The organism is Rhodobacteraceae bacterium IMCC1335, assembly GCA_039640495.1.
Lineage (GTDB): Bacteria > Pseudomonadota > Alphaproteobacteria > Rhodobacterales > Rhodobacteraceae > Thalassovivens.
Genome location: CP046864.1, coordinates 3,069,194 through 3,083,573 on the forward strand (window position 1 = coordinate 3,069,194; position 14,380 = coordinate 3,083,573).

Genomic DNA, 14,380 nt, shown 5'->3' on the forward strand with positions numbered 1-14,380 from the left:
AAAGCCGGATCACCGATTATCGCGCCGACGCGCTCTTAATTTATCGAAATAAGCAATGCGCTTTATCAGATCGCGTTCAAACCCCCGCTCAACCGGTTCATAAAACCGCAGCCGCGCTAACTCTTCCGGAAAATAATCCTGCCCAGAGAACCCGTCAGGGGCGTCATGATCATAAGCATATTCGGCGCCATAGCCTTGATCTTTCATCAAGCCCGTCGGGGCGTTCAAAATATGCTTTGGCGGGGGAAGCGATCCGCCGCGGGAGGCGGCGCGGAGGGCAGCTTTGTAAGCGGCATAAATCGCGTTGGATTTAGGCGCCAACGCCAGATAAACCACCGCTTGTGCAAGCGCCAGCTCACCTTCCGGGCTGCCCAACCGCTCGTAACTTTGCCAAGCCTCTAGGCAGATCCGTTGCGCATCCGGATCTGCCAAACCAATATCTTCGATCGCCATTCGCAATATGCGCCGCCCCAGATAACGTGGATCCTCGCCCCCCTCGAGCATGCGTGCCAGCCAATATAGCGCCGCATCCGGGTCAGAGCCGCGCACGGATTTGTGCAAAGCGGAAATCAAATTATAATGGCCATCGCCCGATTTATCATATTGCGAAGCGCGGCGGCTGAGCCGCTTTGCCAGAGCCTCTGCGCTGACCTGCGCTGAAACCGGCCATGCCAAAGTTTGTTCGATTAAGTTTAACAACATCCGGCCATCCCCATCGGCCATCGTAATCAGCAACTCTTTCGCCTTAGCGGTTAATGGCAAGGCGCGGTTCAAAACGGCTTCAGCCCGCGCCATCAATTGCCTCAAATCAGGATCCGCCAAGCGCGTCAGCACCAACACTTGCGCGCGCGATAAAAGCGCTGCATTCAGCTCAAACGAAGGGTTCTCGGTACTGGCCCCCACCAATAAAATCGAACCGTCTTCAATATAGGGTAAAAACCCATCTTGCTGCGCGCGGTTAAACCGATGGATCTCATCCACAAATAATAATGTTCCACGCCCATTTTTATGCCGCAAACGCGCTGCTTCAAAACATTTTTTCAAATCTGCAACGCCCGAAAAAATTGCGCTGATTTGTTCAAAGAAAAGATCTGTATGATCAGCCAACAAGCGGGCTAATGTGGTTTTTCCCACGCCAGGTGGCCCCCAGAAAATCAACGACGTCAACTGTCTGGAGGCAAGCATCGCCCCCAAGGGCGCCTCCGGCGCCAATAATTGCGCCTGCCCGATCACCTCCTCAACGGTTTTTGGGCGTAAGCGCTCAGCCAAAGGAACCGGCCCCTGAGCCGCATCTGCATCGCTGGAAAAAAGGTCGCTCATAACCGAAACCGCAACGCCAAGCGCCGTGCTCCGCGCAAAACAACGATTTCACCCCGGCCATTGGCCGCTCTTAATCTTCGGTCAATATCTTGAAGCTGTTCCAGCGCCTCTCCGTTCACCGCAAGGATCACATCGCCAACCCGCAACCCAATCCGCGCCCCCAATGGCCCAGTGTCTAAGATAACAAAACCAACGCTGGTCCAGCTTAATTTATAACGCTCTTGTATAGCAGGATTTACCGTGCTGACTTTAAGCCCTGATAAAACGCTATTTCTAGACAACACGGTTTCGATCGCTGGCGGGATATTTGGCGCGGCGGATAATTCAATCGCAATCACACTGGCACGACCGTCTCGTAGGCGCGTTATTTCTGCAAATGCGCCCAAGCCTGTTACGGATAATCTATACAGCATCTCTTCTGGTGTGGTCACTGCAGCACCATTCACATCCTTGACAATATCACCAATCTGAAACCCTGCTGCGCGAAATGGACTTTGCGGATGTAACTCGGTCAGTAAAATACCTTCATAGGGGCGCAAGCCAAGCGTATCGCTGATATCGGAGGTGAGTGTTTGCGCCTCCAATCCCGCCCAAGGCCGCTGAAACGATGACGCGCCAGCTCGTGCTTGCGCCACAAATTGTTCAACCAAACTGGCTGGGATTGCAAAGCCGATACCATTTGAGCCACCTGAGCGCGTAAGTATCGAGGTGTTTATGCCGATGAGCCGCCCCTGCATATCAACCAATGCTCCACCAGAGTTTCCTGGATTAATGGGCGCATCTGTTTGAATAAAATAACCGCGCTGATTGCCAATGGCTGCGCCTGAGCGTGCCAATCCTGAAATAATCCCGCTGCTGACCGTTTGGCCCACCCCGAATGGATTTCCAATCGCCAGCGCCAATTCACCAACTTCAACCGTTTCACTTTCTCGCAGCGTCAAAAACGGCAAATCGGGCGCTGCCAGCAATTGCAAAACCGCCAAATCCGCTATTTCGTCGCTTAACAAAACCTGGGCCTGATATTCACGCCGATCCTGCAAGACCACGCGGATTGTGGTTGCTTGGGCCACAACGTGATAATTCGATACGATCAAACCATCGCTCGACACCAATACACCAGAACCCAATGAGTTTTCAATTTGAGGCCGCTGCGCACCGAAATTTTGGAAAAAATTGCCAAAAAAGGGATCATCTGCAAACGGACTGCGCCCACGCGTTTCCACCCGGCGCTGGGCATAAATATTCACCACAGCCGGCGCGGCAGCTCTCACCAAGGGCACAAAGCTCAAGGTCATCTCTGCGCGCGATTGAGGCACCCTGTCACCCGCAACAAGGGGCAGCGCCACCCAGATCGCAAAGAGCCAAAGTAAAATCCCAAAACGCATTTTTAAACCTTTTAAACAGCCGGCCTCAAAGATATGCGCAAGCGCTCAGGAATTTACAAGATATCTTCTGAAAAACAAAAACCCCCGGCCAATAGACCGGGGGCAATACATGTTCTCAATCGCGCGACGCTTAGTCCTGAGCAGCTTCCTCGGCGGCAACGCGGGCTTTGTCCGCCGCGCCTTTTGCATCGACATCACGATCTACAAATTCAATAATCGCCATTGGGGCCATATCGCCATAGCGAAAGCCAGCTTTCATAATCCGAACATAACCACCTTGGCGCTCTTTGTAGCGTGGGCCTAATACATCAAATAGCTTTGTGACATATTGGTCTTCTTTCAACTGCGCGGCGGCCTGACGGCGCGCGTGCAGATCACCCCGTTTACCCAATGTGATCAGCTTTTCAACGATCGGACGCAGCTCTTTGGCTTTTGGAACCGTGGTTTTGATCTGCTCATGTTCGATCAGAGATCCTGCCATATTCGCCCAAAGCGCTTTACGGTGTTCGTGGGTCCGGTTTAGCCGGCGGTATCCTTTTGCATGACGCATTTTTCATCTCCTATATTTTTGCTTTGTCTGGCAGCCGATGCGTGTCAGCCACTCTCCTTGGGGCAGATGCCCTGTTTTCCCCGCATCAAGCGGGCATTTAAAAGGCGGGCGTTACTCCCGCCCTATTCCTAAAAATTATCTTCGAATTTCTTTGCCAGATCTTCGATATTATCCGGTGGCCAATCTTCGACATCCATTCCAAGATGCAAGCCCATGCCAGACAGAACTTCTTTGATTTCGTTCAAAGATTTGCGGCCAAAATTCGGCGTCCGTAACATCTCGGCTTCGGTCTTCTGGATCAGATCACCGATATAAACGATGTTATCATTTTTCAAGCAATTTGCCGAGCGTACCGACAATTCTAGCTCATCCACTTTCTTCAACAGCAGCGGATTAAACTCGAGACTGTCTTCATCTTCATTGCGACCCGCAGTTTCTGGTTCATCAAAATTCACGAAGATCGACAATTGATCCTGCATAATACGCGCTGCATAGGCCACCGCATCATCCGGCGTTAAAGAACCATCTGTTTCAACTTTCAAGGTCAATTTGTCATAATCAAGCACTTGGCCCTCACGGGTTGGCTGCACATCATATGATACTTTTTTGATCGGCGAATAAATCGCATCGATAGGGATAAGGCCGATCGGCGCATCTTCCATTTTATTTTTATCTGCAGAGACATAGCCTTTGCCGGTGTTCACCGTCAGTTCCATGAACAAGTCTGCCCCATCATCTAAATGACAGATCACATGCGATTTGTTCAAAATTTCGATACCTGCGCTGTCAGAAATATCGGCAGCGGTGACTACACCGGGGCCTTTTGCGCTGATCGACAGGCGCTTGGGCCCTTCAACTTCCATCTTTAAGGCCACGCCCTTAAGGTTCAACACAATGTCTGTTACGTCTTCCCGCACACCGGCAACCGAAGAAAACTCATGCAGCACGTTATCGATTTGTACGCTTGAAATCGCAGCACCTTGCAGCGAGCTCATCAAAACACGGCGCAACGCGTTGCCCAATGTCAATCCAAAACCGCGTTCCAATGGTTCTGCAACCACTGTGGCCACGCGAGCCGGATCGTTTCCCGGTTTAATCTCTAATTGTGCGGGTTTGATTAATTCAGCCCAATTTTTATGGATCATGCGTCCCTCCATTCTTGCAACTGCCCCATGACCAAATAGCCAGTCGCGCCCGAGGTTAAAATCACGAAGAGAGGGCTGCCTGCGGGCACCCCTCTTTCAAACATAGCGCGGGTTTATACCCGGCGGCGCTTTGGTGGGCGACAGCCGTTATGGGCCATCGGTGTCACATCTCGAATGGATGTGATGTTAAACCCAACGGCGGCCAAAGCACGCAACGCGCTTTCTCGGCCAGAGCCGGGCCCTTGCACTTCGACCTCAAGCGTTTTCACGCCATGATCCTGTGCTTTGCGCCCTGCATCTTCAGCGGCCATCTGCGCAGCATATGGTGTTGACTTGCGCGAACCTTTAAAGCCCATCGTACCAGCCGAAGACCACGCGATCGCGTTGCCTTGCACGTCGGAAATGAGGATTTTAGTATTATTGAATGAAGAGTTCACATGCGCAACACCGGCTGCGATATTCTTGGAAACCTTCTTCTTGCCTGCACGGCGAGTATCTCGTGCCATAATCTATGCCCTTTCCTATTTTTTCTTGCCAGCGATGGCTTTGGCAGGGCCCTTCCGGGTGCGCGCATTGGTATGCGTACGCTGACCACGAACTGGAAGGTTACGACGATGGCGCAGACCACGATAACAACCAAGATCCATCAAGCGTTTGATGTTCATCTGTGTCTCGCGGCGCAGGTCGCCTTCAACCGAATAATTGGCGTCAATATGCTCGCGCACTGACAGCACTTCTGAATCGCTTAATTCATTTACACGACGCGCTTGGTCAATATTGACGGCTTCGCAAATGGCTTTGGCCGAAGACAGGCCAATTCCGGTGATATAGGTAAGGGCGACTGGAACCCGCTTATGCGTCGGGATATTTACGCCGGCGATACGTGCCACGTTATATTTCCTTTTCGTTGCGGTTCCGTAATCCCGGAACCTTTTTTCACAACGTCCGATCGCCTGCCTTGGCCGGGATCGAAGCTGTCTCAGGTAATCTTGCAGATAGAAACGTTTACCTGCAAAACTCGTTCAGTTCAGAAGTGTCAGCCCTTAAGAGAATTCAAAGACCCAGTCAAGCCCAAACCTTCGATCAATTCAAGATGTTGGCGATTTCAGATTGAACCGTATCAATGCTGGCAAGACCATCCACCGATACCAGCTTGTCATGAGCAAAATAATACCCAAGAAGCGGCGATGTTTTCTTGTAATATTCCATCAAACGTTGACGCAAGCTTTCCGCGTTATCATCCGCACGGCGGCTGAACTCGGTGCCGCCACAATTGACACATATTCCGTCGGCAGGCTGAGGTTTGGTGATGTCATGATACACTTCACCGCATGAAGCGCATGTAGAGCGCCCTGTGATACGCGCCACAAGAGCCACATCATCCACTTTCATCTCGATAACCGATGCTAATGATTGGCCACATTCTTTCAACAGGGCGTCGAGCGCCACGGCCTGCCCCAACGTCCGGGGAAACCCGTCAAAAATAAAACCGCCGGCATTTGCCTCTGACAGTTTTTCGCGGATCAAACCGATCACAATGTCATCCGTGACCAAATCCCCGCGCGCCATCACCTCTGCCACTTTTAGGCCCATCTCGCTGCCACTGCTTTTGGCATCACGCAACATATCACCAGTCGACAACTGTACCATGCCGCGGGTGTCAACAAGATGTCGCGCCTGCGTTCCTTTTCCTGCACCAGGCGGACCTAAAAGAATGATGTTCATCGACGAGCAGGTCCTTTTTTCCGGCGCGCCTTGCCTTTGCCGCGCAGCTGCGATTTCTGGATAAGGCTTTCATACTGATGTGCCAGCAAATGCGATTGAACTTGCTGAATCGTGTCCATTGTCACAGACACCACGATCAAAACCGAGGTTCCACCAAAATAAAACGGAATCGCCAGTTGGCCGCGCAAAATCTCAGGCAAAAGGCACACGGCAGCAAGATAAGCTGACCCCAAGACCAGCACGCGGTTCACCACATATTCAAGATGCTCAGCCGTTTTTTGCCCGGGGCGAATACCGGGGATAAAACCGTTCTGGTTCTTTAGATTATCGGCCACATCATCTGGCTTGAACGAGACATTGAACGTATAGAAGTAGGCAAAGAACACGATCATAGCCGTAAAAAAGGCCAGATAGAGTGGCTGGCCGGGGCCAAAATATGCCAGAATGGTCGACATAACCGGGCCGGTTTGCGACCCTGAAAACGTACTGACAGTGGTCGGCAAAAGCAGCAATGAACTGGCAAAGATCGCTGGAATCACGCCGGCCGGGTTCACTTTTACAGGCAGGTGCGAGTTTTGCCCCTCCATCACCTTCATGCCAACTTGACGGCGCGGATATTGGATAATGATTTTGCGCAGAGCGCGCTCCATGAATACCACGAAGGCGATTGTCGCGATCACCATCACAATCACGCCTACAATAACCGCCGGGCTGATCGCACCAGAACGTCCAGAGGCAAAGAATTGCGCCAAAGCAGAGGGAATTTCGGCAATAATGCCGACGAAAATGATCAACGAAATCCCATTGCCAATGCCGCGGGCTGTGATTTGTTCGCCCAGCCACATCAGAAACATCGTACCGCCCACCAGCGTGATCAGGCAAGACACGCGGAAAAACATACCAGGATCGGTAACCAAATCACCTGCTTCTAAGCTGGCCGCCAATCCGTAGGCCTGCAACGTGGCTAGAAAGACGGTTCCATAGCGCGTATATTGGTTGATTTTCTTACGGCCTTGTTCGCCCTCTTTTTTAAGCTGCTCTAGCTGGGGCACCATCGATGTCATCAGCTGCACAATGATAGAGGCCGAGATATAAGGCATGATACCAAGGGCGAAAATACCCATCCGTCCAAGTGCGCCGCCCGTAAACATCGTGAGCATGCCACCTATGCCGCCCTGCGCCTGTTCCATAAATTCACGCAACGCGGCGCCATCAATACCTGGAACGGGAATAAACGTGCCAAGGCGGTAAACCACCAACAGACCCAAGGTAAATAGTATTCTGTTCCGCAGATCGGTCGCCTTACCCAAGGCTGCCCAGCTGGTGTTTGCGGCCATTTGCTCTACTGCGGATACCATTTCAATCTCTCTTTATAGCAAACGCCGCCAAGAGCGTTTTCCGGCTCGTCGGCGGCGTTATGGAAAACTTCAACCTCTATGTAAGCAGCCCAAAGCGGCTTCACAAGATGTTATTCTTTAGTTGCGGCCACTGGCGCTGCAATTGTCAGGCTGCCACCGGCTTTTTCAACCGCTGCAATGGCAGATTTTGACGCGCCTGTCACCGTAAGAGACACTTTTGAGGTCAACTCGCCCTTTGACAAAATGCGAATTCCGTCCAATTTGCGGCGCACCAAGCCAGACGCGATCAAAGCATCTTCCGACATATCTGCTTTCGCGTCTAATTTACCGGCTTCAATAAATTTCTGGATCAAACCCAGGTTTACAACAGCAAATTTCTTACGGTTCGGCTTGCTAAAGCCGCGCTTTGGCAAACGTTGATACAAAGGCATCTGGCCGCCTTCATACCCGTTAATCGCCACACCTGATCGTGATTTTTGACCTTTGATACCACGGCCGGCAGTTTTACCCTTGCCAGAGCCTGGACCGCGCGCCACGCGTTTCTTCTTGCGTGTTGCGCCTTCATTATCGTGTAATTCGTGTAATTTCATGTCGCTTCTCCTTTGCCGGAACTGCCCTTCGAGCGACCAAAGGGGCAAACACGGCGTTGCACTTGATTCTGTGACCTCAAAAGGCCACCGGAGGCGTATAGACTCAGACACTCCTTCATGCAAGCCCTAGAGCACCCAGCATTCAGATCATTGTGCCAAATGGTTTCGACGCCGGTAAAGCCTCCGCAACGCCCCATTTCGGCGCTGTCAAAAGCGGCCCAACAAAAGCCTGTGGTTCATGCGCGCAACTTGACTAAGGTTTTATCGCGAGCAATCCCTTTCATCGCAACAAGCGGGCGTAAAATGAACAAGCGCGCTTCGTGCAAACTTCGCCGGAAGGTGCAGCTGGTCAGTCGAATGCCGGCTGATCCGCGCTGATCTCAAAAAAGAATACGGCGTCATGTGTCAATCGTGCCAAATGATCTCCGTATTCAAAGGGCAAAACGCCCCGGGAAATCCCCGAGGCGCTTTTATTGTCACTTTTAAAGGGCGCGCTTTAATTATCGCGCTCTTCAATAATCTCAACCATATGTGGGATTTTATTCACCATACCGCGCACCGCCGGGGTATCTTCCAGCTCACGGGTTTTGTGCATTTTGTTGAGGCCCAGACCAATCAGCGTTTGACGCTGCTTTGCAGGGCGGCGGATCGGAGACCCGATTTGTTTTACAACAATTGTTTTCGCCATTCTTTTGGTCCTTAAGCTTCTGCGGTTTCAACCGCGTCGGCTGCTGCCGCGGGCTCATCGCGTTTCAGGATATCAGCAACCTTCTTACCACGGCGTTGCGCCACCATACGAGGGCTCGATTCATTCAACAGACCGTCAATTGTTGCGCGGATCATGTTATATGGATTTGACGATCCAACTGATTTTGCAACAACATCCTGCACGCCAAGCATCTCAAACACAGCCCGCATCGGACCACCAGCAATGATACCTGTACCCGTTGCGGCGGTGCGCATTACAACTTTACCAGCGCCATGACGGCCCTGTACGTCGTGATGCAAAGTGCGGCCTTCGCGCAATGGAATACGCACCATCTGGCGTTTGGCTTGCTCGGTTGCTTTGCGGATGGCTTCAGGAACTTCCTTCGCCTTCCCTTTGCCATAGCCCACGCGGCCTTTTTGATCGCCCACAACCACCAATGCGGCAAAGCCGAAGCGTTTCCCACCTTTAACGGTCTTTGACACCCGGTTGATCGAAACGAGACGATCGGCGAACTCAGGCGCTTCATCACGATCGCGACGGCCCCGGTTGTTTTGTTCTCTAGCCATATCTTCGTCTCCTTAAAACTTAAGTCCACCTTCACGGGCGGCATCAGCCAAAGCTTTGACACGTCCATGAAAGAGAAGCCCACCGCGATCGAAATAGCAGTTATCAACGCCTGCTGCTTTTGCGCGCTCGGCAATTGCCGCGCCCACTTTGGCAGAGGCCTCTACGTTGTTTTTTCCAATGATGCCTAAGTCTTTTTCCAAAGACGAGGCAGCGGCCAACGTACGACCATTCACATCATCGATCAGTTGAACGCTGATGTTTTTATTGCTGCGGAAAACCGACAGGCGCACGCGCCCTGCATTTACCTTGCGAAGTTTGTTCCGAACGCGCAGACGGCGCTTCAAGAACAGTTGTCTTTTGCTATTTGCCATTATTTTGCGTCCCTACTTTTTCTTCCCTTCCTTGCGGAAGATAAATTCGCCTTTGTAACGGATCCCTTTGCCTTTGTAAGGCTCAGGTTTCCGCCATTCACGTATATTAGCGGCCACTTGGCCTACACGTTGCTCATCAATGCCTTCGATAGTGATCTCTGTCGGCTTTGGCGCCGTCACAGTTACGTCACTTGGGATTTGAAAATCAACATCATGCGACAGTCCAAGGTTCAACTTCAGAACATTGCCCTGCAACTGTGCCCGATATCCAACGCCGGTGATCTCAAGTTCCTTTTTGAACCCGGTTGTGACACCCGTCACGAGGTTTTGAACCATCGTACGGCTCATACCCCATTGCTGAAGCGCGCGCTTTGAGCTGCCACGCGGGGTAACCGCAACGGCGTTTTCATTCACTGCGATGGTCACATCATCAGTCGCCTTGAAGCTGCGAGTACCTTTTGGACCCTTCACTTCGATCATCTGGCCAGATACCGACGCGCTTACGCCCGTTGGTAGCTCGACAGGTTTTTTACCAATACGAGACATTCCTGACCCCCTTAGAAGACTGTGCAGAGCACTTCACCACCAACATTGGCAGTGCGCGCAGCCGCATCCGACATAACCCCTTTCGGAGTTGAGACAATCGACACACCCAAGCCCTGACGGACGGAAGGAATATCTTTCACGCCCAGATAAACGCGACGACCGGGTTTTGAAACCCGCTTCAATTCACGAATAACAGGCGTACCATCATAATATTTAAGGCTGATTTCAAGCGCAGGATGGCCATCGCTGCCCGTCATGCTTTCATAACCGCGGATATAACCCTCATCTTTCAGCACATCCAAAACCCAAGCGCGCAATTTCGAGGCAGGCGTCGACACCACTGATTTTCCGCGCATTTGAGCGTTGCGGATTCTCGTCAACATATCGCCGATAGGATCATTCATAATATCTCTCCCTTACCAGCTTGACTTAACCATGCCGGGCAGTTGCCCGTTGGAACCCAACTCGCGCAGCATAATCCGGCTGACCTTGAGCTTGCGATAATACGCATGCGGACGACCGGTCAATTCGCAGCGGTTATGCATGCGGTTTGCCGCGCTGTTGCGGGGCAATTTCGCCAATTTCAAACGCGCTTTGAAACGCTCTTCCATTGGCAGATTGTTATCATTCGCGATTTCTTTCAGCGCAGCCCGCTTTTCGGCAAATTTTGCCACCAGGCGCGCGCGTTTCTTTTCGCGTTCGATCATTGCTTTCTTAGCCATGTCTAAACTCCTTTTCGCGGATCAGCTATTGAAGGGCATGTTGAAATGGCTCAACAGCGCCTTGGCTTCAGCGTCGGTATTTGCGGTGGTGGCAATGACAACGTCAAAACCCCAGTTTTCATCAACCTTGTCGAAATTAATCTCTGGGAAAACGATATGCTCTTTAATTCCCAGCGCATAATTGCCGCGGCCGTCAAAACTTTTTGCAGACACACCCCGAAAGTCGCGGATACGGGGCATCGCGATCGTGATTAACCGGTCAAGAAATTCATACATCCGCGCGCCGCGCAGCGTGACTTTCGCACCCATTGGCATTTCCTCGCGCACCCGGAAGCCCGCGATAGATTTTTTTGCCTTGGTGATAACCGCCTGCTGTCCAGCAATCGTCGACAGATCTGCTTGTGCAGATTTGGCCTTCTTACTGTCTTTAACCGCCGCCTTACCAGCGCCGATATTCAGAACAATTTTGTCAAGGCGTGGAATTTGCATATCGTTTTTATATGCAAATTCTTCTTTCATCGCGGCGCGAATTTTTTCATCATACAATGCACGCAAACGGGGGGTGTAATCAGCAGTATCAAGCATCGATCACGTCTCCTGTTGTTTTGGCAAAGCGCATTTTCTTACCATCTTCGATTTTGAAGCCAACGCGTGTTGCTTTGCCATTGGCATCGATCAAAGACAGATTAGACAGCGCAATCGGCATCGCTTTGGGCAAACGTCCGCCCTGCGAGTTTTGCGTTTGCTTGGTGTGGCGGATCGAAATATTGATCCCCTCAACAATTGCCTTTGAGGCAGATGGGTCGACAGAAGCGATCGTGCCTTCCTTGCCCTTATCTTTGCCGGCAAGAACGATTACTTTGTCACCCTTACGAAGTTTCGCAGCCATTACAGCACCTCCGGGGCAAGTGAGATAATTTTCATGAAGCTTTTGGCGCGCAATTCGCGAACCACTGGCCCAAAAATACGCGTACCAATCGGCTCGCCGCTATTGTTCAAAATCACGGCAGCATTGCTGTCAAATCGGATCGCGGTACCATCTTCACGGCGGACTTCTTTGGCGGTTCTAACGACAACGGCTTTACGCACATCGCCCTTTTTCACTCGACCGCGCGGGATGGCTTCCTTCACCGAAACGACGATCACGTCGCCCACGGATGCGTATTTACGCTTGGAACCACCCAACACTTTGATGCACTGTACCCGGCGTGCGCCGGAGTTATCAGCTACATCCAGATTGGTTTGCATCTGGATCATTCGGTTTCTCCCGACCTGTGGGGGGCTTTCACCTGTTCCCCAGGGTTTCGATTAAACTAAAAGGTCTTTCGGCTTACGCCTGCAGAACCTCCCAGCGTTTGGTTTTGGACTTTGGTGCACATTCGATAATCCGAACCGCATCGCCGACCTTAAAAGTATTATTTTCATCATGCGCCCGGTATTTTTTTGATTTCCGGATCGTCTTTTGCAAAACTGGGTGCTTAAAACGACGCTCAACAGATACAGTAACCGTTTGTTGATTAGCGTCACTTGTCACAACGCCTTGTAAAATTCGTTTGGGCATTGCTTAGGCTCCCTGCTCAGCGGCCGCATTGGCTGCTTTTTCGTTCAAGATCGTTTTCACACGGGCCACATCGCGCTTAACTGAGCGCATACGGGCTGTATTTTCAATCTGCCCTGTGGCCTGCTGAAAGCGCAGGTTAAAGGCCTCTTTTTTCAGACCTGCCAGCTCATCACGCAGCTGGTCCGGTGTTTTATTTCGAAGTTCATTGGCGTCCATCGCCTTATTCCTTTTCTACATCACCAGAAGGCCCCATTGGGTTACCCTTGCTCTAGTGGACAAAATAACAGGCCCCCGCAAACACAGGGGCCAGCTAAAATTACCAATCTTCGCGGATGACAACTCTTGTCTTAATAGGCAATTTCATCGCCGCCAACCGAAGTGCTTCCCTTGCCACAGAATCATCGACCCCGTCAATCTCAAACATGATCCGGCCGGGCTTTACCTTGGCAGCCCAGAAATCGACAGAACCTTTCCCCTTACCCATCCGAACTTCGGTTGGCTTTGAGGTCACAGGTGTGTCCGGAAAAATACGAATCCAAACGCGGCCCTGTCGTTTCATGTGCCGTGTCATTGCACGACGCGCGGCTTCAATTTGGCGCGCAGTAATGCGCTCAGGCTGAGTGGCCTTCAAACCGTAGGTGCCAAAGTTAAGATCGGATCCGCCCTTAGCTTCACCATGAATCCGCCCTTTATGCATTTTACGGAACTTTGTGCGTTTTGGTTGCAGCATGGTCTACTCCCCCTAGCGCCGACCGCCGGCACCACGAGGTGCTGGACCGTCTTGAAGTTCTTGTGCTTTGCGATCGCGGGCTTGCGGATCATGCTCCATAATCTCGCCCTTAAAAATCCACACTTTGATACCAATAATCCCGTAGGGTGTTGCGGCTTCAACATTCGCATAATCGATATCAGCGCGCAAAGTATGCAGTGGCACGCGGCCTTCGCGATACCATTCAGTCCGCGCGATTTCCGCCCCGCCCAAACGACCTGCGACGTTAACACGAATACCCAAAGCGCCCATCCGCATAGCGTTTTGCACTGCGCGCTTCATGGCGCGGCGGAAAGAAACCCGGCGCTCCAATTGCTGCGCAATACTTTCGCCAACCAATTGAGCATCAAGCTCAGGCTTGCGCACTTCGACGATGTTCAAATGCAACTCGGATGCCGTCATATCTTCCAGCTTCTTACGCAGCGTTTCGATATCAGCGCCTTTTTTGCCGATAATCACTCCAGGGCGCGCCGTATGAACGGTAACCCGGCATTTTTTATGAGGGCGCTCGATAATCACACGAGACACACCAGCCTGCGCGCAGTCTTTCTTGATAAATTCGCGCATGCGCAGATCTTCAAGCAACAAGTTCCCGTAATCTTTGGTATCCGCATACCAGCGGCTATCCCAAGTCCGGTTGACCTGCAGGCGCATACCAATTGGATTAATTTTCTGTCCCATTAGGCTTGCTCCTCAACTTGACGCACTTTGATGGTGAGCTCTGAGAACGGCTTGATAATCCGTCCAAACCGGCCTCGCGCCCGTGGGCGACCACGTTTCAACGTGATATTCTTACCAACATAGGCTTCAACGATCACCAATTCATCAACATCTAAATTGTGGTTATTTTCAGCATTGGCTATCGCTGATTGAAGGCATTTACGCACATCAATCGCAATCCGTTTTTTGCTGAACGTCAAATCATTCAGAGCTTTGCCAACTTTTTGACCGCGGATCATTCCTGCAACCAAATTCAGCTTTTGCGGGGAAGTTCGAAGCATACGCAGTTTTGCCATAGCTTCATTCTCGGCCACGCGGCGGGGATTTTTATCTTGGCCCATG

General features: G+C 51.6%; 23 protein-coding genes. All 23 read right to left on the bottom strand.

Features of this window, described 5'->3' with window-relative positions; all coding sequences use genetic code 11:
• Positions 1–9 precede the first annotated feature (9 nt).
• Positions 10–1,320, bottom strand: a complete 1,311-nt coding sequence (locus tag GN241_14910) for an AAA family ATPase (GenBank protein ID XAT58535.1) — start codon at positions 1,318–1,320, stop codon at positions 10–12.
• On the bottom strand, positions 1,317–2,705 hold the full coding sequence (locus tag GN241_14915) for a PDZ domain-containing protein (GenBank protein ID XAT58536.1): 1,389 nt from the start codon (positions 2,703–2,705) through the stop codon (positions 1,317–1,319). Before GN241_14915 ends, GN241_14910 begins: the two co-directional genes overlap by 4 nt.
• A gap of 130 nt (positions 2,706–2,835) precedes the next feature.
• Positions 2,836–3,255, bottom strand: coding sequence for a 50S ribosomal protein L17 (gene rplQ, locus GN241_14920; GenBank protein XAT58537.1), 420 nt, complete (start codon positions 3,253–3,255; stop codon positions 2,836–2,838).
• A 128-nt stretch (positions 3,256–3,383) separates the two neighbouring features.
• Positions 3,384–4,400 carry a DNA-directed RNA polymerase subunit alpha gene (locus GN241_14925; protein XAT58538.1) on the bottom strand — a complete coding sequence of 339 codons (1,017 nt, stop codon included), beginning with the start codon at positions 4,398–4,400 and terminating at the stop codon, positions 3,384–3,386.
• Between the two features lie 113 nt (positions 4,401–4,513).
• Complete coding sequence (rpsK, locus tag GN241_14930) at positions 4,514–4,906, bottom strand: 30S ribosomal protein S11 (GenBank protein XAT58539.1); 393 nt, start codon at positions 4,904–4,906, stop codon at positions 4,514–4,516.
• A 15-nt stretch (positions 4,907–4,921) separates the two neighbouring features.
• Entirely contained in the window at positions 4,922–5,290 is a 369-nt protein-coding gene (gene rpsM / locus GN241_14935) for a 30S ribosomal protein S13 (GenBank protein ID XAT58540.1), read from the bottom strand.
• Positions 5,291–5,483: 193 nt separating this feature from the next.
• Positions 5,484–6,125, bottom strand: a complete 642-nt coding sequence (locus tag GN241_14940; GenBank protein ID XAT58541.1) for an adenylate kinase — start codon at positions 6,123–6,125, stop codon at positions 5,484–5,486.
• On the bottom strand, positions 6,122–7,483 hold the full coding sequence (gene secY, locus GN241_14945) for a preprotein translocase subunit SecY (protein ID XAT58542.1): 1,362 nt from the start codon (positions 7,481–7,483) through the stop codon (positions 6,122–6,124). The genes GN241_14940 and secY overlap by 4 nt, the downstream gene beginning before the upstream one ends.
• Positions 7,484–7,593: 110 nt before the next feature.
• A complete protein-coding gene (locus tag GN241_14950; GenBank protein ID XAT58543.1) occupies positions 7,594–8,073 on the bottom strand; it encodes a 50S ribosomal protein L15 in 480 nt (159 codons plus the stop codon).
• A 496-nt stretch (positions 8,074–8,569) separates the two neighbouring features.
• Entirely contained in the window at positions 8,570–8,761 is a 192-nt protein-coding gene (rpmD, locus tag GN241_14955) for a 50S ribosomal protein L30 (GenBank protein XAT58544.1), read from the bottom strand.
• Between the two features lie 11 nt (positions 8,762–8,772).
• Positions 8,773–9,348 (bottom strand): 30S ribosomal protein S5, encoded by a 576-nt coding sequence (rpsE, locus tag GN241_14960; protein XAT58545.1) that lies wholly within the window; start codon positions 9,346–9,348, stop codon positions 8,773–8,775.
• 12 nt (positions 9,349–9,360) lie between these two features.
• Complete coding sequence (rplR, locus tag GN241_14965) at positions 9,361–9,720, bottom strand: 50S ribosomal protein L18 (protein XAT58546.1); 360 nt, start codon at positions 9,718–9,720, stop codon at positions 9,361–9,363.
• Positions 9,721–9,732: 12 nt separating this feature from the next.
• Positions 9,733–10,266 (bottom strand): 50S ribosomal protein L6, encoded by a 534-nt coding sequence (gene rplF / locus GN241_14970; protein XAT58547.1) that lies wholly within the window; start codon positions 10,264–10,266, stop codon positions 9,733–9,735.
• An 11-nt stretch (positions 10,267–10,277) separates the two neighbouring features.
• Positions 10,278–10,670, bottom strand: a complete 393-nt coding sequence (rpsH, locus tag GN241_14975) for a 30S ribosomal protein S8 (protein XAT58548.1) — start codon at positions 10,668–10,670, stop codon at positions 10,278–10,280.
• Positions 10,671–10,682: 12 nt separating this feature from the next.
• Complete coding sequence (gene rpsN / locus GN241_14980; protein XAT58549.1) at positions 10,683–10,988, bottom strand: 30S ribosomal protein S14; 306 nt, start codon at positions 10,986–10,988, stop codon at positions 10,683–10,685.
• 21 nt (positions 10,989–11,009) lie between these two features.
• Complete coding sequence (rplE, locus tag GN241_14985) at positions 11,010–11,573, bottom strand: 50S ribosomal protein L5 (GenBank protein ID XAT58550.1); 564 nt, start codon at positions 11,571–11,573, stop codon at positions 11,010–11,012.
• Complete coding sequence (locus tag GN241_14990) at positions 11,566–11,877, bottom strand: 50S ribosomal protein L24 (GenBank protein XAT58551.1); 312 nt, start codon at positions 11,875–11,877, stop codon at positions 11,566–11,568. Before GN241_14990 ends, rplE begins: the two co-directional genes overlap by 8 nt.
• Positions 11,877–12,245, bottom strand: coding sequence for a 50S ribosomal protein L14 (gene rplN / locus GN241_14995; protein XAT58552.1), 369 nt, complete (start codon positions 12,243–12,245; stop codon positions 11,877–11,879). Before rplN ends, GN241_14990 begins: the two co-directional genes overlap by 1 nt.
• Before the next feature lie 73 nt (positions 12,246–12,318).
• Complete coding sequence (gene rpsQ / locus GN241_15000; protein ID XAT58553.1) at positions 12,319–12,549, bottom strand: 30S ribosomal protein S17; 231 nt, start codon at positions 12,547–12,549, stop codon at positions 12,319–12,321.
• A gap of 3 nt (positions 12,550–12,552) precedes the next feature.
• The gene (rpmC, locus tag GN241_15005; GenBank protein ID XAT58554.1) at positions 12,553–12,765 is read right to left on the bottom strand and encodes a 50S ribosomal protein L29; all 213 of its coding nucleotides are present in this window, start codon (positions 12,763–12,765) and stop codon (positions 12,553–12,555) included.
• Between the two features lie 100 nt (positions 12,766–12,865).
• Positions 12,866–13,279 carry a 50S ribosomal protein L16 gene (rplP, locus tag GN241_15010; protein XAT58555.1) on the bottom strand — a complete coding sequence of 138 codons (414 nt, stop codon included), beginning with the start codon at positions 13,277–13,279 and terminating at the stop codon, positions 12,866–12,868.
• A 12-nt stretch (positions 13,280–13,291) separates the two neighbouring features.
• Positions 13,292–13,999 (bottom strand): 30S ribosomal protein S3, encoded by a 708-nt coding sequence (gene rpsC, locus GN241_15015; protein XAT58556.1) that lies wholly within the window; start codon positions 13,997–13,999, stop codon positions 13,292–13,294.
• A complete protein-coding gene (gene rplV / locus GN241_15020) occupies positions 13,999–14,379 on the bottom strand; it encodes a 50S ribosomal protein L22 (protein XAT58557.1) in 381 nt (126 codons plus the stop codon). Before rplV ends, rpsC begins: the two co-directional genes overlap by 1 nt.
• Position 14,380 lies beyond the last annotated feature (1 nt).